The 25,963-nt window shown below is 42.0% G+C and carries 27 protein-coding genes; 3 read left to right on the top strand and 24 right to left on the bottom strand.

All coding sequences use genetic code 11. The features are described from left to right. Positions 1 to 53: 53 nt before the first annotated feature. The 4 genes from ACR65H_RS15065 to ACR65H_RS15080 all read right to left on the bottom strand — a co-directional run bounded on the left by ACR65H_RS15065 (position 54) and on the right by ACR65H_RS15080 (position 3,104). A complete protein-coding gene (locus ACR65H_RS15065; protein ID WP_440501330.1) occupies positions 54 to 1,037 on the bottom strand; it encodes a zinc-binding dehydrogenase in 984 nt (327 codons plus the stop codon). A gap of 132 nt (positions 1,038 to 1,169) precedes the next feature. Further along, on the bottom strand, positions 1,170 to 1,922 hold the full coding sequence (locus tag ACR65H_RS15070) for a metallophosphoesterase (RefSeq protein ID WP_440501332.1): 753 nt from the start codon (positions 1,920 to 1,922) through the stop codon (positions 1,170 to 1,172). Between the two features lie 116 nt (positions 1,923 to 2,038). Beyond that, positions 2,039 to 2,533, bottom strand: coding sequence for a helix-turn-helix domain-containing protein (locus ACR65H_RS15075; protein WP_440501333.1), 495 nt, complete (start codon positions 2,531 to 2,533; stop codon positions 2,039 to 2,041). 85 nt (positions 2,534 to 2,618) lie between these two features. Next, on the bottom strand, positions 2,619 to 3,104 hold the full coding sequence (locus ACR65H_RS15080; RefSeq protein ID WP_440501335.1) for a dUTP diphosphatase: 486 nt from the start codon (positions 3,102 to 3,104) through the stop codon (positions 2,619 to 2,621). Between the two features lie 95 nt (positions 3,105 to 3,199). Here ACR65H_RS15080 and ACR65H_RS15085 point away from each other — a divergent pair, with 95 nt between their 5' ends. Beyond that, positions 3,200 to 3,583: a sigma-w pathway protein ysdB gene (locus ACR65H_RS15085; RefSeq protein ID WP_440501337.1), complete on the top strand. Its 384-nt coding sequence runs from the start codon at positions 3,200 to 3,202 to the stop codon at positions 3,581 to 3,583. A gap of 23 nt (positions 3,584 to 3,606) precedes the next feature. On the opposite strand, the gene ACR65H_RS15090 is transcribed toward ACR65H_RS15085, so the two are convergent. The 5 genes from ACR65H_RS15090 to thrS form a co-directional block, all read right to left on the bottom strand. Continuing rightward, positions 3,607 to 3,897, bottom strand: a complete 291-nt coding sequence (locus ACR65H_RS15090; RefSeq protein WP_440501338.1) for a DUF1294 domain-containing protein — start codon at positions 3,895 to 3,897, stop codon at positions 3,607 to 3,609. Positions 3,898 to 4,049: 152 nt separating this feature from the next. Beyond that, the gene (gene rplT / locus ACR65H_RS15095; RefSeq protein WP_440501339.1) at positions 4,050 to 4,409 is read right to left on the bottom strand and encodes a 50S ribosomal protein L20; all 360 of its coding nucleotides are present in this window, start codon (positions 4,407 to 4,409) and stop codon (positions 4,050 to 4,052) included. Between the two features lie 48 nt (positions 4,410 to 4,457). Further along, complete coding sequence (rpmI, locus tag ACR65H_RS15100; RefSeq protein WP_252502652.1) at positions 4,458 to 4,658, bottom strand: 50S ribosomal protein L35; 201 nt, start codon at positions 4,656 to 4,658, stop codon at positions 4,458 to 4,460. Positions 4,659 to 4,684: 26 nt separating this feature from the next. Continuing rightward, positions 4,685 to 5,191, bottom strand: a complete 507-nt coding sequence (infC, locus tag ACR65H_RS15105; protein WP_440501341.1) for a translation initiation factor IF-3 — start codon at positions 5,189 to 5,191, stop codon at positions 4,685 to 4,687. 536 nt (positions 5,192 to 5,727) lie between these two features. Further along, a complete protein-coding gene (gene thrS, locus ACR65H_RS15110; protein ID WP_440501342.1) occupies positions 5,728 to 7,665 on the bottom strand; it encodes a threonine--tRNA ligase in 1,938 nt (645 codons plus the stop codon). A 71-nt stretch (positions 7,666 to 7,736) separates the two neighbouring features. Here thrS and ACR65H_RS15115 point away from each other — a divergent pair, with 71 nt between their 5' ends. Then, positions 7,737 to 7,898, top strand: coding sequence for a hypothetical protein (locus tag ACR65H_RS15115; protein ID WP_440501343.1), 162 nt, complete (start codon positions 7,737 to 7,739; stop codon positions 7,896 to 7,898). 113 nt (positions 7,899 to 8,011) lie between these two features. On the opposite strand, the gene dnaI is transcribed toward ACR65H_RS15115, so the two are convergent. The 14 genes from dnaI to citZ form a co-directional block, all read right to left on the bottom strand. Then, the gene (gene dnaI / locus ACR65H_RS15120) at positions 8,012 to 8,956 is read right to left on the bottom strand and encodes a primosomal protein DnaI (RefSeq protein ID WP_440501345.1); all 945 of its coding nucleotides are present in this window, start codon (positions 8,954 to 8,956) and stop codon (positions 8,012 to 8,014) included. 2 nt (positions 8,957 to 8,958) lie between these two features. Then, entirely contained in the window at positions 8,959 to 10,317 is a 1,359-nt protein-coding gene (locus tag ACR65H_RS15125; RefSeq protein ID WP_440501347.1) for a replication initiation and membrane attachment family protein, read from the bottom strand. A gap of 33 nt (positions 10,318 to 10,350) precedes the next feature. After that, positions 10,351 to 10,815: a transcriptional regulator NrdR gene (gene nrdR, locus ACR65H_RS15130; protein WP_440501348.1), complete on the bottom strand. Its 465-nt coding sequence runs from the start codon at positions 10,813 to 10,815 to the stop codon at positions 10,351 to 10,353. An 839-nt stretch (positions 10,816 to 11,654) separates the two neighbouring features. Then, positions 11,655 to 12,677, bottom strand: coding sequence for a glyceraldehyde-3-phosphate dehydrogenase (locus ACR65H_RS15135; RefSeq protein ID WP_440501349.1), 1,023 nt, complete (start codon positions 12,675 to 12,677; stop codon positions 11,655 to 11,657). 127 nt (positions 12,678 to 12,804) lie between these two features. Further along, positions 12,805 to 13,401, bottom strand: a complete 597-nt coding sequence (gene coaE / locus ACR65H_RS15140) for a dephospho-CoA kinase (protein ID WP_440501515.1) — start codon at positions 13,399 to 13,401, stop codon at positions 12,805 to 12,807. Positions 13,402 to 13,417: 16 nt separating this feature from the next. Then, the gene (gene mutM / locus ACR65H_RS15145) at positions 13,418 to 14,290 is read right to left on the bottom strand and encodes a bifunctional DNA-formamidopyrimidine glycosylase/DNA-(apurinic or apyrimidinic site) lyase (RefSeq protein WP_440501350.1); all 873 of its coding nucleotides are present in this window, start codon (positions 14,288 to 14,290) and stop codon (positions 13,418 to 13,420) included. Positions 14,291 to 14,299: 9 nt separating this feature from the next. After that, the gene (gene polA / locus ACR65H_RS15150; protein WP_440501351.1) at positions 14,300 to 16,924 is read right to left on the bottom strand and encodes a DNA polymerase I; all 2,625 of its coding nucleotides are present in this window, start codon (positions 16,922 to 16,924) and stop codon (positions 14,300 to 14,302) included. 129 nt (positions 16,925 to 17,053) lie between these two features. After that, entirely contained in the window at positions 17,054 to 18,055 is a 1,002-nt protein-coding gene (gene hflC / locus ACR65H_RS15155) for a protease modulator HflC (RefSeq protein ID WP_440501352.1), read from the bottom strand. After that, a complete protein-coding gene (hflK, locus tag ACR65H_RS15160) occupies positions 18,055 to 19,023 on the bottom strand; it encodes an FtsH protease activity modulator HflK (RefSeq protein WP_440501354.1) in 969 nt (322 codons plus the stop codon). Before hflK ends, hflC begins: the two co-directional genes overlap by 1 nt. A gap of 73 nt (positions 19,024 to 19,096) precedes the next feature. Beyond that, complete coding sequence (pnpS, locus tag ACR65H_RS15165) at positions 19,097 to 20,497, bottom strand: two-component system histidine kinase PnpS (RefSeq protein ID WP_440501356.1); 1,401 nt, start codon at positions 20,495 to 20,497, stop codon at positions 19,097 to 19,099. Continuing rightward, the gene (locus ACR65H_RS15170; RefSeq protein WP_440501517.1) at positions 20,494 to 21,201 is read right to left on the bottom strand and encodes a response regulator transcription factor; all 708 of its coding nucleotides are present in this window, start codon (positions 21,199 to 21,201) and stop codon (positions 20,494 to 20,496) included. The genes pnpS and ACR65H_RS15170 overlap by 4 nt, the downstream gene beginning before the upstream one ends. Before the next feature lie 54 nt (positions 21,202 to 21,255). Beyond that, entirely contained in the window at positions 21,256 to 21,732 is a 477-nt protein-coding gene (locus tag ACR65H_RS15175; RefSeq protein ID WP_440501357.1) for a MaoC/PaaZ C-terminal domain-containing protein, read from the bottom strand. Between the two features lie 190 nt (positions 21,733 to 21,922). Further along, positions 21,923 to 23,182, bottom strand: a complete 1,260-nt coding sequence (gene icd / locus ACR65H_RS15180) for an NADP-dependent isocitrate dehydrogenase (RefSeq protein ID WP_440501359.1) — start codon at positions 23,180 to 23,182, stop codon at positions 21,923 to 21,925. A gap of 95 nt (positions 23,183 to 23,277) precedes the next feature. After that, a complete protein-coding gene (gene citZ / locus ACR65H_RS15185; protein ID WP_440501360.1) occupies positions 23,278 to 24,393 on the bottom strand; it encodes a citrate synthase in 1,116 nt (371 codons plus the stop codon). 182 nt (positions 24,394 to 24,575) lie between these two features. Here citZ and ACR65H_RS15190 point away from each other — a divergent pair, with 182 nt between their 5' ends. Next, the gene (locus tag ACR65H_RS15190; RefSeq protein ID WP_440501362.1) at positions 24,576 to 25,547 is read left to right on the top strand and encodes an AI-2E family transporter; all 972 of its coding nucleotides are present in this window, start codon (positions 24,576 to 24,578) and stop codon (positions 25,545 to 25,547) included. Here ACR65H_RS15190 and ACR65H_RS15195 read toward each other — a convergent pair. Further along, positions 25,537 to 25,920 (bottom strand): FxsA family protein, encoded by a 384-nt coding sequence (locus ACR65H_RS15195; RefSeq protein ID WP_440501364.1) that lies wholly within the window; start codon positions 25,918 to 25,920, stop codon positions 25,537 to 25,539. The two genes, ACR65H_RS15190 and ACR65H_RS15195, sit on opposite strands and share 11 nt — an antisense overlap. Positions 25,921 to 25,963 lie beyond the last annotated feature (43 nt).

The raw sequence follows: 25,963 nt of genomic DNA on the forward strand, positions 1-25,963 counted from the left end.
TTATCAATACATGCTAATACAAAATGATTTTATAATAAAAACCCCAAAGCTGCTCATTTTTCTATGCGCAATACAAGCTTTCCAAACTGCTCGCTGTTTTCCAGCGCCTTGAATGCTTCCAAACCATCTTCGAGACGATATACTTTGTCAATGACAGGTTGAATGCCGAATTCTTCAACATGCTTCAACATTGCCCGCAACTCATCCCGGCTTCCCATCGTCGAGCCAAATAGCTGGTATTGTCCGTAGAAAAACTTCCGTAAATCCAGCTCGACGACGTCCTCGGTCGTTGCGCCAAATACAACAATTCTTCCGCCCTGTTTCAATACTTCCAACGAACGGTTAAATGTTGCTCTTCCAACGCTTTCGATTACGAGATCGATTGTTTCATTCGCTAGGTCCTCTTTCCAATCACCGTTCGTATTAATTGCCAAATCAGCGCCAAGCTCTAGCGCTTTCTGTCGTTTCTCTTCAACCCGCGAACTGACGATGACGCGCGCCCCAACATTTTTGGCAAACTGAATCATATATGTCGCGACACCGCTTCCCGCTCCCGGAATAAAGACCGTATCGCCCTTTTTCAACTCGCCTTGCGTAAATAATGCCCGGTATCCTGTCAATGCTGCTAACGCTAAAACAGACGCTTCATCCATTGAAAGATTCGCAGGTTTTTTCTCAATCTGTTCAGCAGGAATAACAATTTTCTCTGCGAATGTTCCGTTGTCCGGCATACCTAAAATATCAAATTCTGCAGGAGGTGCAGCACTTTGTGTAAACCAACGTAAAGATGGATTAATGATCACTTCATCACCAATCTCCCAATTGTCTACCCCTTCCCCGATAGACTCGATGACACCAGCGCCATCGGAACCAAGAATTAACGGTTCCTTTACATCCCCGCGGCGATCAGGTATTTTAATATCCCTTCGATTCATCCCCGCGGCATGAAGTGCTACGACGACTTCACCATTACTTGCAATCGGCTCTTCCATCTCATCTATTTCCAATTGACCATTTACATGAATGAACGCCTTCACACAACAACCTCCCGTTTAAAATATTCTATGAATTATATACTATTCTATCATACAACATCCGCCAATAATTATCACATTCATAATAATGAAAAAAAAACGCAAAGAATAGATCTCCTTTGCGTCTACAGCTAGCTATTCATTTGATGATTTCAAAGTTACGACAACTACTTCCGGGCGATTAAACACTCGTATGGGAACGATGCTGTTTCCGAGGCCGCGACTTACGATCATAGTTGTTCCATCCATTTCATGGATACCTGATGTGAATTTAGGGAACCATCCTTGACCAGGAGCTACTAAGCCTCCAATGCCCGGAATCCGAACTTGGCCGCCATGGGCATGCCCACTGAAAACGAGATCTATTTGCCGGTCAACGTATACGTTGAACTGTTCAGGTCGATGCGATAAAAGGATTTTGAACAGATCATCCTGGACATCTTTTAATGCATAATCTATGACTTGTTCAACATACGTCTCTTCAACGAGATTGCTGGACAATGGATCTTCAATCCCGGATATAACAATCTGTTCCCCTTCTTCGCTTGCAATTGTCATCGATTCATTTGTTAAAACTTGCACGCCTAATCCAGATAGTTCATCTTTTATGTGCTTTTCGTCATTTGTAGAAATTTCATGATTGCCGGTAACGAAATAGAATGGTGCTACATCATGCAGTTGCTTGACGATTTCCAAACTTTGCTCAAGATCATAACGGTTCCGATCAATAAAATCTCCAGTAATGAAAATGGCATCTGGCGATAATAATTTCACTTTACTTACTAAATCTGAGTGATTATCCCCAAACATCGAGTCATGGATATCTGACAGTTGAACAATTCGATAATTATTAAAGCTATTCGGAAGACCGGGAGCTTCGAGCTCCACGAAGGTCACTCCTATGGTCGTATTCTCTTTATATAAATAAAGTCCAAATAGCAATATGAGAATGAAGAATAATAGGATGCCGTTGCGTTTCCTTCTTTTTCGTACAGGCATTCAGCTTACTGCCAACGTTTCTTTATTTTTGCGAGCTCCAATAATTCGAGTACGTCCTTTTTCGGTAATTCAGTTAAAATGGATAGAAGTTCTCGCTCAGCAAGCCTTCTTCCTCTGCCACTCCGATAGCGTTCTTTATTCTCCGCATCTAGAGTGCTATATAGCTGATCTAGTTTTTCGTCCTGCTCATCCACTTCTTTAGCGATAATCAAATTTTCACGCAGCCGTTCATAAAGCATATCGACGTTTGAAGAACCGCTTGCAGTGAATGCGCGTGAAGTTTTAGGGTCTCCTAAAATCAACTCATCTGTAGAGATATTGAATCTCTCGGATATCTTTGCAATCCATGCAGCGGAAGGGGCATTTTTACCTTTCTCCCAATCTTTGATTCTGCTGGCGGATGTGCCGATTGCCGCTCCAAACGCCATCATTGATAGGCCTCTTTGCTCTCTCAGGGCCTTTAATCTAATACCAAAGTCTTCTTTACTCCAATCGTTCACGCTGATGCCTCCTCCTATTTACTTATCTCTATATTATTTTTCTTAGTTCCTTCTGTCAATCTTAATTTATTTTTCTATCAAATTATTAATAGCCAGTTTGCTGGCGTTTGTAATTTTCCTCGTTCTTTTCCAAATAGGCCTTCATTATTTCACTATAAGAAATACCAATCCTGTTCGCTATTGCTCCATAATGAATCCATACATTTTCATAACTTTCCATATCAGTTTTCAATAAAAACTGTTGGATAGAGCTGATTGTCTGCAAAAAGACATTCGTCAAATCGCCTTCAACTTCGCCTTCTGGCCATACTTTCAATCCATCCAAATCTTTTTCGATGCCGAGTGACAAGAGAAAATGAATGGAGTCCACATATTCTTCTAAAATAACTTCTCGTTCTGAAGGTCCCTTTGCACTCCAAAATTTAAAGCATCTTGTTTCATTAGCTAGCTCTGCAAGTTCAACAAGAAGGGCCAACCCTTTTTCTTTGAAAACATCCTTGTTTACAACTTGATTCGTTTGGATGTATGTATCCAATTCACGCTGCATCGTAAATAATGTCGTCAACTCCATAAAAAAACCTCCAAAATTTTAAATATCTTGAAACCAAACCGATTCTCGCCCGTATAAGTAGAAGACTATATCTATTTTTGTGAGGGGATGCTGTTATGGGATTACTGATCCGCTTTGTTATTATTGCATTCATCGTCTATTTATTTTATCGCGGTATCCGCTATTTATTGGATCCGAAGCGAAAATTGGACGAGGCGTATGAAAAAGAGCAATATTACTTTTATGATGATGTAAAAAATGTAAGAAAAAACTTCTTTATCACATATAAAGGTGCCCTCTTTGAAGGTGAAAAATATTTAGGAACTACGGAAGACTCCTTTGATGTCGTTTCTATTTTCGTTTGGGTCAAAGATGAAACGAAGCTTCAAGGCTTTACGAAAGATGATTTTTATTTCTTATCCTCCGAGATCACTTCCAATTATCCAAAAGCTGAAATCAGCTGGAAAAATCCAATTGAAGAATTGATGAAAGCCCGTTGAAGAGCGGGCTTTTCTTATTTCCTTTATGCACGATTCACGCCGAATGGATCGATGCCTAGAAGATAGATGATAACGCCTATGTAGATTAATGCGAGCAGTAGAAAACCAATCCGGAATTCTGTGTGTCTTGTTTTATGGCTGAATACCATCATACCCAAATACGAACCGATCCCACCGCCGACGATGGCAAATAGCCATAATGTCTTTTCTGGCACTCTGCGTGCTCGCTTCTTTGATTGTTTCTTATCATAGCCCATCATTATGAAGGACCAGATTGATATAAATATGATCCAAGTGATCATCATACTATTCATATATTCAACTCCCTACTTCCTATTCTACACTTTATTGATTGGACTTAGGAAGAAGAACTATAGTAAGTTTAGAAGTTTTCTTTTTTATTTTCCCCCAACAGAAAAAGCCTCGCCGCCGATTAACGGCGCGAGGCTTTTAGTTGATCAATCACTTATTTTGCAACTGATTTTTTCGCTGTTTCTGCAAGTTGTGCAAATGCTTGTGCATCTGTTACTGCAAGATCAGCAAGCATTTTGCGGTTTACTTCGATGCCAGCCAATTTAAGACCGTGCATCAATGTGCTGTATGAAAGACCATTCATACGTGCTGCCGCGTTGATACGTGTAATCCAAAGTTTACGGAAGTCACGTTTTTTCTGACGGCGGTCACGGTATGCATAGTTGAATGATTTCATGACCTGTTGGTTTGCTACTTTGTAAAGTCTATGTTTTGAACCAAAGTAACCTTTGGCTAATTTCAATACTCGATTACGGCGCTTGCGCGTCACTGTTCCACCTTTTACGCGTGGCATAGTTCATTACCTCCTGCTATTCCTAAAGAATGTGTTATGGTTCAAAGATTATTTCATGTAAGTGATCATTTCACGGATACGTTTGTAGTCGCCTGAAGAAACAAGTGCAGCTTTACGCAAGTGGCGTTTCGCTTTAGTAGACTTGTTGGCAAAAAGGTGACTTGTGTATGCACGGCCGCGTTTCACTTTACCAGTTGCAGTTTTCTTGAAACGTTTTGCGGATCCGCGGTGAGTTTTCATTTTTGGCATGATCTGTTCCTCCTAAATCGTTCGCGTTACTTTTTTTCGGCAGTCGGGGCAAGTATTAGGAACATGCTCCGTCCTTCCATTTTCGGTTTAACTTCAACCGTTGAGAATTCCTTGCATTCTTCTGCAAACCGGTCTAAGACACGTTGTCCAATTTCCTTGTGCGTAATTGCACGACCACGGAACCGGATGGACGCTTTAACTTTGTCCCCTGCCTGTAGAAATTTGATACCGTTGCGAAGTTTTGTTTGAAAATCATGTTCGTCAATTGTTGGGCTTAGGCGCACTTCTTTGACGTTGATGATTTTTTGGTTCTTTCTCACTTCACGTTCTTTCTTTTGTTGCTCAAACTTGAATTTACCATAGTCCATTACACGGGCTACTGGTGGCTTTGCTGTTGGTGCGACTAGGACAAGATCCAAATTTGCACGCGCTGCGATTTCAAGAGCCTCGTTGCGTGATTTGATTCCAAGCTGGTCACCATTGTGGTCAATAAGGCGAAGCTCGCGGGCACGGATGCCCTCATTTACGTACATGTCTTTGCTAATAGTAATCCACCTCCGAATGTTGTCTCGCGAATACACGGTTTGGGTACACCGTCCAGCAATCCGACGGTCCCATAGTTCATTCGTTTTATAAGAGCCGGACAATAAAAAAAGTAGACAAAAGTAACTTTTGTCTACCCGCTTATGTGTACGTGCATTAGCATGCACGGCACGTTCACTCATGTGCTGACCTGTCAACAACGGTATGCGTCGATCAGGTGAGAAGCGGGCAGCTCCTTCTTATACCACAAACTGTATTCATTAACCTTAATAAGTCTATCATCTTGAATATTGATTGTCAACATATAAATTTACAACGGTTGATTTCCGCTTCAGGTGGACGCTTTCCGGGGGGCGGGCGGTGAGCCTCCTCACTTCGCTTCGCTACGTTGCGGGGTCTCACCTGTCCCGCTAATCCCCCAGGAGTCGCCACCTTCCGCTTCAATCAACGGTAATTCCTATTAATCAACACGATGGATACCTAGTCATTTTTTAAACTTTAAAACGCCATTCAATAACCATAATTATTAATTATCGTGTGATACGTCAGCTTTTATTAGCTTCACGAAATCTTCAAATGGCATGCTTTCTGATTTTTGTTCGCCGTATTTTCTTACGTTCACTTCGCCGGATTCTACTTCTTTGTCTCCTAAGACGAGCATGTAAGGGATTTTTTGGACTTGTGCTTCACGGATTTTATAACCAATCTTTTCATCACGGCTATCAAGATCTACACGGAATCCTTCTGCTACTAGTTTTTCTTTCACTTCATTTGCATAATCGAAATGGGCTTCAGGTGATACCGGGATTACTTCGACTTGAACTGGTGCAAGCCATGTTGGGAATGCGCCTTTATATTCTTCGATCAGGAATGCAACGAATCTTTCCATTGTAGAAACGACGCCTCGGTGGATAACGACTGGACGATGCTGCTTGCCGTCTTCCCCAACATATGTGAGATCGAAACGTTCAGGTAGAAGGAAGTCAAGTTGGACAGTTGAAAGTGTCTCTTCCATGCCGATTGCTGTCTTCACTTGTACGTCGAGTTTCGGACCGTAGAAGGCAGCTTCGCCGTCGGCTTCGACGTACGGAAGACCCATTTCATCCATCGTCTCTTTCAGCATGCTTTGTGCGCGTTCCCACATTTCGTCATCGTCAAAATATTTTTCAGTGTCTTCCGGATCGCGGTACGATAAACGGAATGAGTAATCTGTAATATTGAAGTCTTTATACACATCGATGACGAGCTGAACGACACGTTTGAATTCTTCCTTGATTTGATCAGGGCGAACAAAGATATGCGCATCATTCAAAGTCATACCACGTACACGTTGGAGACCGGATAACGCACCAGACATTTCATAACGGTGCATCGTACCAAGCTCAGCAATGCGGATCGGCAAGTTACGATAAGAGTGAATGCCGTTTTTGTAGATCATCATATGGTGTGGGCAATTCATTGGACGGAGAACGAGGTCCTCATTATCCATGCTCATGACAGGGAACATGCCGTCTTGATAGTGTCCCCAGTGACCGGATGTTTTGTAGAGCTCAACACTTCCGAGAACTGGTGTGTAGACATGGTCGTACCCAAGCTTCACTTCTTTATCGACGATATAACGTTCTATAATACGACGAATTGTTGCGCCTTTTGGCAACCATAGCGGAAGACCTTGACCGACTTTTTGAGAGTTCGTGAATAAATTCAATTCTTTCCCGATTTTACGATGGTCGCGTTCCTTCGCTTCTTCGAGCATACGCAAGTGTTCTTGGAGCTCGTCCTTTTTGAAGAAGGCTGTTCCGTATATCCGCTGAAGCATTTTATTTTTCGAATCTCCGCGCCAGTAAGCGCCCGCGATGCTCAATAATTTAAACTCTTTCAGCTTACCTGTCGAAGGGACATGGATACCGCGGCAAAGGTCGAAAAATTCACCTTGTTCGTAAATGGAAACTTGTTCGCCCTCAGGAATTGCTTCCAATAGTTCAAGCTTGTAGGGATCGTCAATTTCTTTAAATCGTTTTTCGGCTTCTTCGCGAGATACGTCAATTCGTGTGATCGGAAGATTTTCGCCGATGATTCGTTTCATTTCCTTTTCAAGTTCAGGAAGGTCTTCAGCTGTGATTGGCGTTGGTGAATCAATGTCATAGTAGAAGCCATTGTCGATGACCGGACCGATTCCTAGTTTTGCGTCTGGGAATTTTCTTTTTACTGCTTGAGCTAATAGATGGGCAGTACTGTGACGCAGGATTTCGAGCGCTTCCGGTGATTGCGGTGTGATGATTGCAATATCACCGTCCTTTTCAATCGGTGTTTTCAAGTCGATGAGCTGGTCGCCAATTTTACCAGCGAGAGCGCTTTTTCGTAACCCCGGGCTGATGGAGCCTGCTACTTCTTCTGTTGTTGTGCCTTTTGGAAATTCCTTTATCGCACCATCTGGAAATTTCAATTGAATATTCTCTTCCATTACAAACACTCCTTGCTAATTTTTTTGAACAAAAAAAGCCCCATCCCGGTAAAGGGACGAGGCTGTTGCTCGTGGTTCCACCCTTCTTCCTTCCATCCGGCCATACAACCGGAAAGATGAAGCTTGAAACGGCTAACGGGCCGGGGTCCGTCATCGGCTATGTAAATGGTTCACCGATGCTGCTCCAAGGTGGTAAATCGATCCTCTGCACTTCAGGGCTTCCAGCCAAATGACCCTGATCTCTGTAAGTAGAAGAACCGATTCATGTCCTCTTCAACACATTTTCAAATATGATATCCATTAGTATAAGGAAAGTTACAGACAATTGCAAGTGGCGAAAGTCAACTTACACGTTTCTTCGGTTTTTGCCTTTCAATTGAACTGGTTTGGAGATTGTCTTGATCCGTTCCATAATGCGCGCTGCTTTAACCGCTTCTTTTTCACCCCGTTGCGTGTACGTCAAATGATGCTCCAGCTCATCAAAATTGAAATTGGAAGTGAAGAAGGTCGGAAGCTTTTCTGCCATTCGATATTGCAAAATCGTTCCAATCACTTCATCACGTGCCCAAGCAGACATGGACTCCGCTCCAAAATCATCGAGCATAAGTACTTTCGCTTTTTTTACGAAGTCAATTTTTTCATTCAACGTCTGGTCTTGGATAGATTGTTTCATTTCCCGAAGGAATTCCGGTATATAAACGACAACTGTCCGGATTCGAAGATTGGCAAGCTCATTAGCGAGTGCACCAAGTATAAAGGATTTCCCCGTTCCAAATGGACCGTAAATGTAAAGCCCACGTTCCGGAAGTTCTCCTGTTTCACTTATTTCACTCAAAAATTGAGCAGCTGCCTCCACGACAATGATTCGGCTATTGTCATGCTCCAAATCTACATTATGCAATCGGGCTTCCATGACATCCTTCGGCATATACATGCTATCAATCATATTGGATACATTACGACGTTCGTCTTCGACCAATTTATTCGGACATTTGACGTAATCAAGATCAATGAATCCTTGACTGAGGATTAGTTTTGGCTCAAATCCTTTCATTACGTTTATGCAGCCTTCAACGTTCGGGCATTTCTCACAGTTGTGAGAAGCTGTTGTATATTCGTATAATTTCCCTAAACTTTTATCGACAACTGTTTTATCGATCTCACTCGAATTCTCGGAAATGAACTGTTGGACGCCTTCGGACTCCATCACTTCATTCCGTAATTGCTCGTATCTTGCTGTCAGTTCTGAAGCGTTCATTACTCGCTTCAATGTATTTCCGATTCTTTCCAACTTTATTTCACCTCGCTTCTCATAGCATCCAGTTTCGCTAGCAGCTGACGTCTTTTTTCATCAATATCTGAATCTGCCTCGTTTTTCGGTTCATGCTGTTCCGTTTCTTCTTTCTTGTAAAACCATTCAGGCACCTTCTCTTCCCTTGTAGGCTTCCGGCTGGCTGGTTTCTTCTTCCCTTCATTCAACCACTTCATATATTGATCGTGCTCGGTACGGGATAACTCCATTGCCTTTTTGGCAGTTTCCACTTTTTTATTCGACCAATGCGAGGCAATCCGTTCTGCAAAATTATTCGTGATCTTTCCGTCGTTCCGTAAAATCATATATTGCAATAAAACGTTTACGACGCCGACGGACAATCCATGAGTGTTAATAAGCCTTTCCGCCAATTGGAGATCGACAGGAAAAGGTTCTTTTCCATTTAAATGTCGCAGCATTTCACGTGGTGATGTATTTTCCAAATAAAATAAGAGTTCGTCTTCTCGTGATTTTGGCTCATTCTCTTTTGCAGGTTCGACATTCTTGAATATCTTTTCAACAGTAGGAACGTTTCGCGAAATGTTGATCTTGTAATAATCAACCGCAGCCTTTCGAAGTCGATCTTCCGGAATCTGCATACTGTTTGCATCTAGCGCCATCATGACGACTTTCTGCATATCAAGTGGTGTCAATGAATAAAGAAACGCCAATTTCTCAATTAATTCTTTCGACACTGTAGCGAGGGAGGATTTCGGTACCATCTGTTCGGAAAGTCCCGAACGAAATAAATTGAAATCGAAGTCGGAATAAGCGAAAGGAATTCCCGTTGATTCATTGCGCCCCATCATATGACCGCCCTCTTCCATCCCTTCGGCTGCACTGTAACGGATAGGTTTGAAAACATCCAAAAATGTACGAGATACTTCCTTGTATTGTTCATCGATCGGATCTACTACCGTGAATCGATTTCTTAAACTCCGGTATGCCTGCTCGCCAATCTTGCTGAAAAGGAAAGTGGACAAAAGCGGGTCTTCGAAAAACGACTTTGCATCCATGGGCGGCAGCAATTCGTAGCAGAACGCACGATCCTGATCCTCCTGTTTGCAGTATGTACGCAGCAAGCCGATCGCCTCGAGGGAGATTCTCGCTTCAAACACTTTCACTAACGGCATTGTTAATAAATTCATTAAGTAATAATGATTAAACTCATTTTCCTTATTTCGTTCCGCATCAGCCCATAGTGACATGAAAAGACTCATAGCGTCAGGGCCGATCAATGGTTGGTAAAACAATGTGAGGAGTTGCCGGTCATAATCCGAAAATGGATGAGACAATTTGATCGTGAACGTATCGACTGGTTGTAATTCTTGGTAAAGCATATTGTCGGAACTCCTTTTTTCCTTTATTCAAAATCAATTCTCATCTTTATTCTTCTGCAAGTTTTGCAGTTCTTCGATAAATACGTTTATATCTTTGTATTGTCGATAGACTGATGCAAACCGGACATACGCAACTTCATCGACATCTGCCAATTTTTCCATGACCATTTCGCCGACGTCCTTAGAATCAATCTCAACGGTCCCTGAACTTCTTAATTCTTTTTCTATTAAATATACAATGTTTTTTACTGCTTCGAGGTCAACTGGGCGCTTTTCACATGCTCGGATGAGCCCTCTCAACAACTTTTCACTGCTGAATTCTTCCCGTGTGCCATCCTTTTTCACTACGATGAGCGGCATTTCTTCCACTTTTTCAAATGTCGTGAATCGGAATGCGCATCTCTCACATTCACGGCGTCTTCGGATGGATCGATTCTCTTCGGCAGGTCGAGAATCGATGACCCGGGTGCCATTATAATGACAAGCTGGACATATCATTTTCTGCTTCCTCCGCATTTCCGTATAGTATATTGATTATAACAGAAGTTCATCAAAAAAATCGAAAGGGATTCATTAATAATCAATCAAGTTGTTATGGGCTTTTAAAAAGTGAAATCTTGGCAGTATTGATTTCCGTTCCAGGCGCACGCTTTCCGTGGGGCGGGCGGTAAGCCTCCTCGGTCGCTTTGCTCCACTGCGGGGTCTTACCTGTCCCGCTAATCCCACAGGAGTCGGCGCCTTCCACTCCAATCAACAGAAATATTTTCCAAAAGTTTAAACCCGTAGAACGCCATTATAACACCAGCAAAAATTAAAGAATTATTAATAATGTATATACCACATGCAAAATTAATCGGAATTGAGAATTGCGGTCATTGGACTGTTGTGGAAAAACCAGACAAAATGAATACGTTAGCAGAAAATTTTTTCAGTCTCAACTTGTTCAACTAACGAGTGATTTACCTCTTCATGTCTTTACAATTACCATACAGCTTTGAATTTCAAGTATATGCCAATTGATTGGAGTGGAGATCGGCGACTCCTGCGGGAATAGCGCGAGCTGAAGACCCCGCAACGAAAGCCGTAACGAAGAACGGCTTTTGCGAGCAAAAGCGTAGCGTTGCGAGCACAACTATGGGATGCCTTAATTTCTGCAAAGAACGCAGAAATACGGCAAATCGAACCCTTCGCTGTTCGATTGGCTGAAGCCGTGCCCGCGGAAAGCATCCGATCGGAACGGAAATCAATAGTGTTTACAGAATATTAAAATTAATAATCAATCAAAAAGAAAAAACGTCCAAGCCGAGTTATCGACTTGGACGTTTTTCATTTTCCAATTATGAATTCACTTTGGATTTCAATTCATTTCCTACTTTAATAGCCAATTCAACAACACGTGCAGAATAGCCCCATTCATTGTCATACCAAGCAAGCACTTTTACTTTGCGATCACCCATGACAATTGTTGAAAGACCGTCTATCGTCGCAGACTCTGTTGTTGTGTTGAAGTCAATCGATACGAGTGGTTCAGTCGTGAAACGAAGGATTCCTGCCATTGGACCTTCTGCTGCCTTAATGAATGCTTCATTCACTTCTTCCACTGTTACATCTTTTTTCACATCAACGACGAGGTCGACCAATGACACGTTCGGAGTCGGTACACGTAAAGCCATACCGTGAATTTTCCCTTCAAGCTCAGGCAATACGAGCGAAAGTGCTTTTGCAGCACCTGTCGAGGTCGGGATGATCGACTGAGCACAAGAGCGTGCACGGCGAAGGTCCTTATGCGGGTTATCCAAGTTTTTCTGATCGTTTGTATAAGCATGAACAGTTGTCATCAACCCGTTTTCAATGCCGAATGAATCATTCAACACTTTTGCAACCGGTGCAAGGCAGTTTGTCGTGCAGCTTGCATTTGAAATGACATCATGTTTATTAATATCAAGCTTGTCATCATTCACACCTAACACAATCGTTACATCCTCATTTTTCCCTGGAGCAGTCAAGATGACTTTCTTAGCTCCGGCTTCCAAATGAAGGGCAGCTTTACTACGTTCATTGAAGACTCCCGTCGCTTCAATGACGATGTCGACACCAAGCTCTTTCCAAGGCAATTTGGATGGGTCGCGCTCCGCTATTAGTTGGACACGCTTTCCGTTGACAACAAGAGCATTTTCCTCCACAACGACTTCACCATCAAAAACTCCGTGATTTGTGTCATACTTAATCAAATGAGCTAGAGTTTCTGCCGGATACGATGCATTCACTGCAACTACAGCAACGTCATCCTTCGTGATAATTTGACGGAATACCATGCGTCCAATCCGTCCAAAACCGTTTATCGCTATCGAAGTAGTCATGAAAAAATCCTCCCGCGTAATGTTATATACTTTTTATCCTTTATCCGATAATTAGTATAGCACAATTTAACCGGGTGCAAAGAGTTTGTGAACAAAATAACAATGTTCTACTTTTCAGAGAATAGTTTTATTTGACAGCATTCCATTTAATCAATAATTCATCCAGCTGATTTTCAGTCTCTTCCATTGATCCGTTATTGTCAATGACTGCATCTGCGCATTTTTCCTTTTCCAATATTGAAAGCTGAGAATTGATACGGGCCTCCGCTTCATCTTGTGAATAGCCATTCCTAGCTATTAGACGTTCTCTTTGAACGGCAGGTGCTGCTGAAACGACGATAATTTTATCCACATATGATTGGAGTTTACTTTCAAATAAGAGCGGAATATCCATAATAATCGTGTTAAAACCTTTCTCCAACCATTCTTCCTTTTGTCGCAACATTTCTTTTCGTACAGCGGGGTGGATAATTCCGTTCAACTTTTTTCGCTTTTCCTCATCATTGAAAATGAGACTACCGAGTTTTCCCCTGTTCAGCGACCCGTCCGGCAGAAGGATATCAGAACCAAATGTTTCCGCGATACTCGTAAGAACTGGGCTTCCAGGTTCTACTACTAACCTTGAAATTTCATCTGCGTCAACAATCGGATACCCCTTTTGTTTTAACATTCGCGACACGGTACTTTTACCAGTTGCAATACTTCCCGTTAGACCGATGATCATTGACATCAACCTTCCCTCACCTTTGGCATTGCGGACAATAAACTGATGTCCTTCCAGCAATTTTCATGCTTTTCGTTTCTCTGCCACATGTCCCACACACTTTCTTTCCATACATCTTCAAACGGGTTTGCATCGTTCCAGCTTCCCCGTTAATATTCCGATAATCCGAAATGGAGCTTCCTCCCGCATCAATGCTCTCTTGCAGGACAACTACGATTTCCTGAAACAATTCTCGTTTCCTTTTTTCGCTGATCCTCTCCGTAGCTCGTCCGGGATGGATTTTCATTCGAAAAAGCGCTTCTGTCGCATAAATATTACCGCAACCCGAAATGACATGGCCATCCATTATCACTTCTTTGATAGGTTTCCTTGCATATTTCTGTATTGATGCCATGGATAGGAAATGGTTGATGGCGAATTCGTCAAAAGGTTCAGGAGCCATGTTCAGCAATGGCAAATAATCCTCTTCCTTCTGCAGTAGCCGCAGTTCCCCGAATCGGCGGATGTCGGAATAGACGAGCAATCCTCCGTCTGCCATGTTCAGGACGACATGGATATGATTCTTGAATTTCTTCTCTGTGATGTCTTCCAAGGAATCTACAACGAACCAAGCACCCGTCATTCCGAGATGGCTGACGAGCAAGTATGGCAGACCTTCCTTTTCTAAATGAAAATAAATATATTTACTTCTTCTAGTGACATCCACTACCGTCATTTCTGCTAGCTCTTCAATAAAGTCTTCAAGAGTTTTCCCTTTGACGATTGCTTCTTTACCTAGCTCCTTGGATTTTCTTATAATATCGGACACATGCACTTCAGAAATCGTCCGGCCAATGGAAGCAGGCGACAATTCGCGAACGACACCTTCAACTTCTGGCAGTTCTGGCATTTCCATTCCTCACTTCGTTTCGTACCAGGAGAATCCGAACGCCCACTCCGCTTTCAATGGAACATCGAGCGCCAATGCAGATTCCATTACTTCCGGTACGATTTTCTTCAGTCTTTCAAGTTCTTCTTCAGGCGCTTCAAAAATCAATTCATCATGCACTTGAAGGAGCATTCGTGTTTGCATATTCTCTTCTTTCAATCTTGCGTCCATATCAATCATCGCCTTCTTAATGATATCGGCAGCAGTCCCTTGTATCGGCGTATTCATAGCCGTTCTTTCAGCAAAGCTTCGCAAATTGAAATTCGAGCTCGTAATATCAGGCAAGTATCTTCGTCTATTCATCATCGTGACTACATAGCCTTTCATCTTCGCCTCAGAGACGATATCTTCCATGTATCGCTTTACACCAGGGAACGTCTCGAGATACGTTCCAATGAACTTACCTGCCTCTTTACGCGTTATATTCAAGCTTTGGGACAATCCGTAATCACTGATCCCGTAAACGATACCGAAGTTTACAGCTTTTGCCGTCCGCCTCATATCAGACGAAACGCCATCTTTATCAACACCGAATACATCCATCGCTGTTTTTGTATGGATGTCTTCCCCTTCCCGGAATGCGGAAATCATTTTTTCGTCTTGGGACATATGCGCAAGGACACGCAGTTCGATTTGCGAATAGTCGGCAGCAAACATAAGCCAGCCCGGCTCTGAAGGAACGAATGCCGCGCGGATTTTCCTGCCTTCCTCAAGCCGAATCGGGATATTCTGCAAGTTCGGATTGATGGAGCTCAGTCGGCCCGTTTGCGTCAATGCCTGCTGGAATCGTGTATGAATTTTTCCGTCCTCGTGGATTTCTTTCGATAATCCTTCAATATAAGTTGAGTTCAGTTTTCCGAGCTGACGATATGTCAAAATGAAACTGATGATTTCATGCTCGCTTTCAAGTTTTTCCAACACATCTGCCGCAGTCGAATAACCCGTTTTCGTTTTCTTGATAGGTGTCAGTCCAATTTTTTCGAACAAGATCTCACCTAACTGCTTTGGAGAATTAATATTGAAAGGTTGTCCCGCCATTTCATAGATGATCGATTCAAGTTCAGATAACCTTGAAGAAAGCTGAACACCGATTTGTTGAAGAATTCCCAAGTCCGTCTTAACACCTGTAGATTCCATTTTCCCAAGTATTTTTGCGAGTGGCATTTCAAGCTCACGATACAATTCAAACTGTTCATTTTCACGCAACTTCTCTTCAAGGACAGGTTTTAACTTCCAAACGGCTTGAGCTTTCCTACCAGCATGTTCCGCAAGCAACTTCTCCTTAGGCAATGACTTTTTAGCGCCTTTCCCGTACACCGATTCGTCAGACTGGACATCAGAATAATTGAATTCCTTTGCAACAGATGCAACATCTGTATATGAAGAGGAAGGATTCGCAATATACGTTGCCAATAATAAATCGAATTCGAAACCATTCACTTCGATGCCATAACGCAGTAAAGATGCGTATGCTGCTTTAGAATCGGTCGTAAATTTCCTTTTATTTTCATCGCGAAGCCACTCTTTTAGTCGTTCTGATTGTTGCAAGACTGTAATTGGAATGAACAGCGCTTGCTTGCCATCCGTCAAACTGACGCCTGTCACTTCCGTAGACAAATAATTTTCATCCATCATTTCTACATGTATCGCCATTTCATCCGCAAGCTCCATCGTTTCAGTATCCTCGACGATTTGAACGTCGATTTCTAAGATAGGAGCTGTTTCAGTTGGAGATTCCATTTTTTCAAGTAATGTTTTGAACTTTAATTCCTCATAGATCTTTTTAACATTTTCCTCGTCAGGGCCAGAATACGTCAAATCTGCAATGGAAATTTCAATCGGCGCATCCACTTCAATTGTTGCGAGTTTTTTGCTCATATATGCCTGTTCTTCATTCTCCGTCAAATTTTCCTTCAGTTTTTTTCCTGAAACGGATTCCAATGATTCATATACTTTTTCGACAGTGCCGTATTCCTTCAATAATTTAAGAGCGGTCTTCTCACCTACGCCAGGCACGCCTGGAATATTGTCAGAAGCATCTCCCATCAGACCCTTCATATCAATGATCTGAGGAGGTGTAATACCGTACTTTTCCATGACATGCTCAGGAGTGTACTTTTCAAGATCTGTAATCCCTTTTCGCGTAATGCATACTGTTGTATGATCGCTTGCGAGCTGTGTTAAGTCCTTATCACCAGAAATAATGACGACTTCTACGCCTTCTTCGTCTCCAGACTTGCTTAACGTACCGATAATATCATCCGCCTCATATTGCTCGAGTTCATATTGAGGGATTTGATAGGCATTCAGCAGTTTCCGCAAGTAAGGAAATTGCTCCGACAGCTCGGGTGGAGTTTTTTGACGGCCGCCTTTATATTCACTGAATGTCGAATGCCTAAAGGTTGTCTTCCCCGCATCCCAAGCAACGAGCATATGTGTCGGCTTTTCTTCTGCCAATATGTTTTGCAGCATCATCGTAAACCCGTACACCGCGTTTGTATGGATACCAGTGTCATTCGTCAACAATGGCAATGCAAAAAACGCACGATACGCCAAGCTATTTCCATCTAACAGTACTATTTTCTTTTTAGTCACCTGCATCCACTCCCTTGTTCGTTCATCCTACCGCTTATAAAAAAACGGCTATTCCTCTGTTTAAGATAAAAACGTCATCTTCATTTATCTTACCATGATGGCTAGAGTAAATGAAAATGACGTCATTTATTATTCCAAGTATCCTGTCAGTATTTTTGCATATGGAGAGTCGGCTGGCATGATGATGACCGTGTCGTCGCCTACTGTACGTGCATAGGATTGCAACGTACGATATAAGTTGTAGAACTCAGGATCCTTAGAAAATGCATTGTTATAGATTTTGGCAGCTTCTGCTTCCCCTTCGGCATGAATGATAGCTGCATCCTTTTTCGCAGTCGCAAGCATCTCTTGGACTAACCTATCTGTTTCCGCCTCTACTCTTTTCTTCTCTGCATCCCCTTGAGAAAGATAATCTTGTGCTGTAGACTCGCGTTCTGAAATCATCCGCGTGTAAATCGACTGTTCATTTTCTTGTGGAAGGTCAATCCGTTTAATCCGCACATCAATCACTTCGATGCCAAAATTACCTTCATCAAGAAATTCGTTCACTTTTTTCGTGATAAGGTCGTTCAAATTGCCTCGCTTTGAGTTTTCTTCATTAACGACATCTACGTAATCCAATCGTCCCATCTCGTTCCGTATGACGGAATAGATGAATTCTTCCATTCGCGCTTCAGCATTAATAATGTTTCGCGCATTGGAAATCATTTTACCGGGATCTGTTATTTTCCACACCGCATAATTATCAATGATAATACGCTTTTTATCTTTTGTACTGATTTCCGCTTCAGAAACATTATATGTCATTTGATTTTTCGGCAAGCTTGTCACTGATTGGATGAATGGGATTTTCATATTCAATCCCGGTTCTTTGATGATCCTCGTAATTTCACCGAATTGGCGCACGACTCGATATTCGCCTTCTTTCACTACGAACACATTGGCGAGAAGGATGACTGCAATTGCAAAAAACACTGTAAATGTAATTGCTCTCCTTACAAACTTCCTCGTATTGAACGGCTTTTTCGGAGTAATGACTTTTTCTGCGCCTGGTGTCTTTTTCTGTTTTCCACTTTGCATTTCTTTAAACTTCTCTTCAATACTTTTGAATGGATTATTGTCGTTCGTCATTAGTTGCCGCCCCCTTCCGTTTTCTGCTCAACAGGTGGTGGTGTTTGGCTTTCCATTTGTTGCAACGGCAAGTATTTCAATGTTTCACCGTCATCATTCATAATATAGATTTTTGCTTTTGGCAGTACTTGCTCCATCGTCTCAATTATTAACCTTTGACGGGTGATCGTTTTACTTTTTTCATATTCTGCATGCAAGTCGTTGAAAAGGGCGACGTCCCCTCGCGCTTGCTCTATACGGGCAGTTTTCTGACCGATAGCACGGGATATAATGGCGTCTTTTTCACCCTTCGCTTCGTTCTCGCGTTGATTTTTATAGCGCTGGGCTTCGTTAATTTTTGTACTTCTCGTTTCGCGTGCGTCCGTTACTGCAGTAAATGCGGCACGAACGTCAGCATTAGGCAATTCAACATCCTGTAATTTGACACCTTGAATCGAAATTCCGATATCATAATTCGTCATGAGCGATGTTAATAAATCACGTGTTTTCGCTTCAATTTCCGCTTTCCCATCTGTCAAAGCTGCATCGATTGTTGAACTACCGATAATTGATCTGATGGAAGCGGAAGTCGCATCATGTAGAATTTCCTGTGGATTTTGCGAGTTGAATAAATACTTTTCGGGATCTGTAATTTTCCACTGTACTACTAGATCTGCAAGCACGATGTATTCGTCTCCAGTAATCATTTTCGTTTCCTTGTCATAAGCAACAAGTGTTCCATCCGGATCTTGCTTATATCCGAACTGAAGACTAAACGTCTCTTTTGATAGCTTCTCAACTTTTTGGATCGGCCAAGGCAGCTTAAAATGCATACCCGATTCCGTTACAGGCGTATCTGCTTTTCCGAAAGTGATAACGATGGCCTGCTCAGATTCATCCACCGTATACCATGTCGTAAAAGCAACGATGAGCAATAATACTCCAGCGATGACAAGACCGGCTGCTACCGATGCTCGGCGTGTGCTCATTTCATCTTCCCCCTTTTCTATGTATCATCTGTACATACGGTCGGAGGAGAATTAGGTTTCAAAAAAATCCGCATTAAGCGGATTTTTTTGGTAGGTATATTGTAAATGTGGTTCCAACTCCTACTTTACTATCAACAGTCACTTTCCCTCTATGTGCTTCGATCAAATGTTTAACAATTGCGAGTCCAAGTCCAGTACCTCCAGAATCCCTGCTTCGTGCACGGTCGACTCTATAAAAACGTTCGAACAACCTCGGAAGCTCTGTTCGATCAATTCCAATCCCTTCATCCTTTACTTCGATGATGGCTTCACTAGTAGTTTCAAATGCGTTGACTGTAATGGTCGTATTTTCTTTTGAATAATTGATGGCGTTTGTCAATAAGTTGACCATTACTTGGATAAGCCTGTCGGAATCCGCTTCAACAACAATATCCGACGGGATATTTATAATTGTGTTCATATTTTTTCTTTCGAGCAATCCGAAAACAATTTTCAACGCACTTTCAACGATATCTGAGATCAACACTTCCTGATACTGTAGTTGGAAGCCTTCTCGTTCGATTCCTGATAATTCTAATAGATCATCAATCAATAAATGCAACCGATCGCTTTCCTTTTTGATGATTCCAAGGAATTCTGTAGATGCAGCCGAATCATTTATTGCACCGTCCATTAAAGTCTCTGTAAACCCTTTTATTGAAGTAATTGGTGTGCGCAGCTCATGTGAAACATTCGCGACGAAATCTTTACGGATTTCCTCCAATCTCACTAGCTTTGTAATGTCATGCGTCACTACAATGATGCCGAGCCAATTGCCATGACGTCCTATAACTGGCGCACCATAAACATTAAAATGGTATTCACCGGACCGGATTTGCTTTTCATGTACTTGTTCCGTTAAGAATACATCTTCAATTAAATTTTCGATACCTTGAGGCAATCCGATCTCCATGAAAGTTTTTCCAATCAGTTCATCCCGCTTATATCCGAAAGTTTTTTCAAATACCCCATTTGATAAATTTACAGAGCCTTCTCTTCCGAACATAAGGAGGCCATTCCCCATACTTTCAATCAATGTTTTCAGACGTTCCTTCTCCATTGCTCGCAAGATTGATGTTTCTTGTAAATTCCTTGCAATCTGATTCACTGCTATACCAAGCTCATTATGATTCCCGAGCTCTTCAATCGGGGTTCTCGCTAAATAATCCCCCCGAGCTATTTTCTCAGCAGTTTTTGTAACTAAATCGGTCGGTTTTGCATATTGCCTGAGGATGCGGGCACATAGGACAAGAGACAGAAAATAAGTGATTAACAAGATGACTATTAGGAAAATCCAATATTTCTGTTGAACTTGCAAAGTTACTGCATGATCAATAAGATAAAAAAACTGGCCAAGGACAATCCCAAGACCAGTCAATAGAATCAAAAATATGACTGCAAAAGCGATAAAAAGTCTGGAATAAAGACCTTTCATTTCAATTTTTGCTCCTCGAATTTATATCCAATCCCTCTAACCGTCTTAATAAAAATAGGTTTTTTTGTATTTTCTTCAATCTTTTCACGTAAATGACTTACATGAACATCAACGATCCGAGTATCACCTGCAAAGTCATAATTCCAAACCGCGCTCAATAATTGATCGCGAGTGAGCACCCGGTTTTTATTTTGTATAAAATAGACGAGGAGTTCAAATTCCTTCGGTGTGAATTCCAAAGGTTTCTCGTCTAGAAAAGCCTCGTACTGTTCAGGATGCACAGTAATAGGACCCGTGCGCAATACTTGCCCATCATCCTCATGAATGCCTGTACGCTCGCCGCTCCGTCGTAGGACAGCCTTTACTCTTGCAACAACTTCACGTGGACTAAACGGTTTTGTCATATAATCATCTGCCCCGATTTCCAAACCTAAAACTTTGTCGGTTTCTTCGCCTTTTGCTGTCAGCATAATGATAGGAGTATTGATATTCTTCTGTCTCAGAAGCTTGCACACCTCTATGCCATCCATTATGGGCAGCATCAGATCAAGCAAAATTAAATCCGGATTTTCATTTTCCACTTTCAATATTGCTTGTTCACCATCTGCGGCCATAATAGTTTCAAAGTTAGACTGTTTCAGATTGTAGTCTAATAATGTACGAATCGGCTGCTCATCGTCTACAATTAATATTTTCTGCACGATATCCCAAGTCCCCCTTAGATGCTAACTTTCATTATTATATATGCACAGAGATGATCAGAAGTTTTCCATTGCATCAGAAGTCAGATTTTCCCGGATCGAGGGAGGAATGACTGATACTGTACCAGAGATGACTGTTTTTCCATCTTCATTCGTCGCCTCGATTTGAATTACGATGAACCGCTTCTCTTTTTCCACTTGGATCACTTCAAATAGAAAATTAATTGTTTCATAGTGATACACATGGTTCGGGAAAGTTAAATGCTGTTCCGTAATATGCGATCCTGGCCCTGGCAAGTATTTTGAAATGGCGGAAGTGATGATTCCATTTAACATGATCGTCGGTACAATCGGCTTGTCGAATTCGGTTTGGGATGCATAATCATGCTGAATATACAGCGGATTTGAATCATTTGTCAGACCAAGGTAGAGAAGTAAATCCTTATCTTCAATCTTCTCGGTAAGCTTAAGCTTTTCACCTTCATCGATTTTCTCGATATCCCTTCCAATCCGCCTTTTTTTACCTAATATCAACTTGCTTCCCCCTTCTTCACCTATATGGAATTAGTGTTATAGAAATTGTATCAATTTTCACTTGGAAAGAGCAAGCAAACGCCGTTACAATGAACGGCGTTTGTTTGCGAGCAAAAGCGCAGTGTTGCGGGCAAGATTCTTGGCTAAAATAAAAACCGGGAAGCGTTAAGGCTTCCCGGTTGTATGGATATTATAGGTTTTTAATCAATTCATCAGCAAACTCGGAAGTCTTAACCTCTGTAGCTCCATCCATCAAACGAGCGAAGTCATAAGTTACAACTTTAGAAGCGATCGTTTTCTCGATAGAAGCAGTTATCATGTTTGCAGCTTCGTTCCAACCCATATGCTCAAGCATCATAACGCCTGAAAGTAGAACAGAAGAAGGGTTCACTTTGTCTAGGCCAGCATATTTTGGAGCTGTTCCGTGAGTTGCTTCAAAAATCGCATGTCCAGTAACGTAGTTAATGTTTGCTCCTGGAGCGATCCCGATTCCGCCGACTTGGGCTGCAAGCGCGTCGGAAATGTAGTCACCGTTCAAGTTCATCGTAGCAACAACGTCAAACTCTTTAGGGCGAGTCAAGATTTGTTGTAGGAAGATATCAGCAATCGCATCTTTAATGATGATTTTGCCAGCAGCTTCTGCATCAGCTTGCGCTTTGTTTGCAGCGTCTGTGCCTTCCGCTTCTTTTATCTTGTCATATTCGTTCCATGTGAATACTTTATCGCCAAACTCTTGCTCAGCCACTTCGTAACCCCAATTTTTGAAAGCACCTTCTGTGAATTTCATGATGTTACCTTTGTGGACAAGCGTTACCGATTTACGTCCTTCTTTTAGTGCGTAATTGATTGCACCGCGAACAAGTCTTTTTGTACCTTCTTCAGATACTGGTTTGATACCGATGCCGGAAGTTTCTGGGAAACGAATTTTGTTTACTCCCATTTCGTTTTGAAGGAATGAAATCAATTTTTTCACTTCATCGGAGCCTTCTTGGTATTCAATACCAGCATAAATATCTTCAGTGTTTTCACGGAAGATGACCATGTCGCAGTCTTCCGGACGCTTAACAGGAGATGGAACTCCTTCGAAATAACGAACAGGACGCAAGCAAGTATAAAGATCCAACTCTTGACGAAGTGCAACGTTCAAAGAACGGAAACCGCCGCCGATTGGAGTCGTCAAAGGACCTTTAATAGCGATAAGGTACTCATCAATCGTGTCAAGAGTCTCTTGTGGAAGCCATTCTCCAGTTTCGTTGAATGCTTTTTCTCCTGCAAGTACTTCTTTCCATTCGATTTTCTTTTGGCCATCGTATGCTTTTTCAACTGCCGCTTCCATTACGCGTGAAGCTGCATTCCAAATATCAGGGCCAGTACCGTCACCAATGATGAATGGGATTGTTGCATGATCCGGAACGTTAAGAACGCCGTCAGTTACTGTGATTTTTGCCATTTTATTATTCCTCCATTTCGAAATGAGGGGGCCAATCTTAATGCTTCGGCCCCGATGTATTACTTGTGAACTTGGACAATCACACCAAGTACAAGTTATCTTTCGTTGATTGGTACGTATTTTTGCATATCTGGTCCGATATATTCAGCACGTGGTCGAATCAGTCTATTGTTGGAGTATTGCTCCAAAATATGCGCCGTCCAGCCTGAGAATCGGGAAACTGCAAAAATAGGTGTGAATAAATCGTGATCGATACCAAGTGAATGATATACCGAAGCCGAATAGAAATCAACGTTCGGTGGCAAATTCTTCTCGCCAGTTACGATTGATTCAATTTGGAGTGACATATTATACCACTTTTCTTCTCCACGGAGTGCTGTCAACTTACGGGACATTTCGCGCAGATGCTTCGCACGTGGGTCGCCTTTACGATACACACGATGGCCGAAGCCCATAATCTTTTCTTTATTATCAAGTTTTTCTCTAATATAAGATTCTACTTTTTCTTCTTCGCCGATTTCCATGAGCATCTTCATGACTTGCTCGTTCGCACCACCGTGAAGTGGTCCTTTAAGCGCTCCGATTGCAGCCGTAATGCCGGAATACATATCGGATAGAGTTGCCACACAAACACGTGCTGTGAAAGTGGAAGCGTTCAATTCATGGTCGGCGTGAAGAACTAAGGCTTTATTGAATGCTTCAATTGCAATATCTTCAGGCTCTTCACCTGTTAACATGTACAAGAAGTTTGCTGCATAGCCAAGTTCCTTTTTGGGAGCAACTGGCTCTTGACCTTTACGGATGCGAGAGAAAGCAGTAACGATCGTTGCCACTTTCGCTTGAAGCTGAATCGCTTTTTGATAATTGGCTTCTTCAGACATATCTTCCGCGTGTTCATCGTATAATCCGAGGAGGGAGATTGCTGTACGCAATGCTGCCATCGGGTGAACTTCGCCAATCGGATATGTCTTAAAATGATCGAGAACAGGTTGTGGAACCGACATATTGTCCGCAAGTTGCTGTTTCAATTCCGCAAGCTCGTCCGCTTTTGGAAGACGCTGATGCCATAATAGATAAACAACTTCCTCAAAGCTTGCATTTACTGCAAGATCATCGATATCGTAACCGACGTATGTAAGGGTGTCATCAATAATTGAACTGATGGCGGACTGTGTCGCTACGATTCCTTCCAATCCTTTTGATGCTGTCATTTAAATCGCTCCTTCAGTCTTTTTTTGCCGGTATGTCTACAAAATCTAGCAATTTCCGGCAAAACTACATTTTATTTAGTACTGTCTGAAACGCTTACATTGACCATTATAAGCAAATATTACAGATTTGTGAATGGAAACGCTTGTTTTATTTGTAGAATAAGAGAAAAAAGGATGAAATCTTGATAAAAAACATAAGACAGCAAACATACAAATCGCTTGCCACGCAATGGTTTCCCGCGATTGTCGCAGGGATTTTCATCTTCATAGTTCCTCCGGTAGGAATTGCAATAATAGCAGCCTATTTTACTGCACCTATTTTACTGGCAGTCCGGACGATGACAAAACTACCTTTAACGATAGCCACTTTTTTCGTCATGATTTCCATGTTGTTTATCTTCAGCACTTTTTCTTTCATTGCATTGCATGGATTGATGGATACAGTACCGCTGCTAGAAAAACATTTATCAACATACACCGGAAATACGAATTTCACTGGAAGAGTCATCAAATTTCTTGAAGATAAGATTATTGAATATGGACATGCGTTGCTTGAATATGCCATTACATTTACCGCTACTTTTTTTCAAAGAATATTTAGCATGTTCATTTTCATCGTAGCTTATTTTTTTGCACTGCGTGAATCAGGCAAAAACAAATTCTGGTTTCTCGTTTATTTTCCCGTAAGTATGCGAGCACCTGCCAAACGTATCTTTACAAAATCCGGTGAATTGTTCGGGACATTCGCGTTTGTGGAAGCAAGATTGTTTCTTTTGACTTTCATTATCCTGAGCATCGGATTTTCAGTCCTTAGATTTGAATCGCCAATCGGCAGCGCATTCCTTGTCTCCATCGCCGATAGCCTGCCTTTGTTAGGCATCGGACTATTCCTAATTCCGATGTCGGCTTTTTTCCTCTATTCCAATCAATTATTCATCGGTGTTTCGCTTGCTCTGCTCTATATATTCGTCGTTACAACGAGGCAATTGGCTGAATCCTATATGTGGGCATCTGCTTTTCGTGTAAAGCCTATCCATGCTTTTTTCATTACAGTGTGCTCGCTCTATCTATTTGGATTAGCGGGTATACTTTTGACGCCGTTCCTATTGTTTGCCGCACTGAAATTGAAAAAACATCCATCATTCATCGAATGACAATCCTGCCTTGTTTCATCTTTTTATATATCCAAGCAACGATAAATGGTCGAATCATATTTCTTGGCCCTTTAAATAAAAGCAAAAGTCCCGCTATATCACTAATAAATCCAGGCATGATCAATAAAATGCCGCCAAAGAAAATACAGACGCCATCGATGACGGCGTTCCCAGGGGCCTCCATTGTTCCCATCCTATTCCTCAAATCTGTCAAAGCTTTAAGACCTTGTTTTTTTGCCAAGTAAGCCCCCCCTAATCCGCTGATGACGATGAGAAGAAGGGTCGGTATGACTCCAATTGTCTTCCCCGAATATAGCAGCACGAAGAGTTCCGCAGCTGGCACGAGAATAAATAAAGGTAAAAGCCATTTCATTCAACGACAACCCCAATCCTAAAAAGGCCGCTTCCGAATTGTT

The sequence above is a fragment of the Sporosarcina sp. SAFN-015 genome (genome assembly GCF_059415085.1).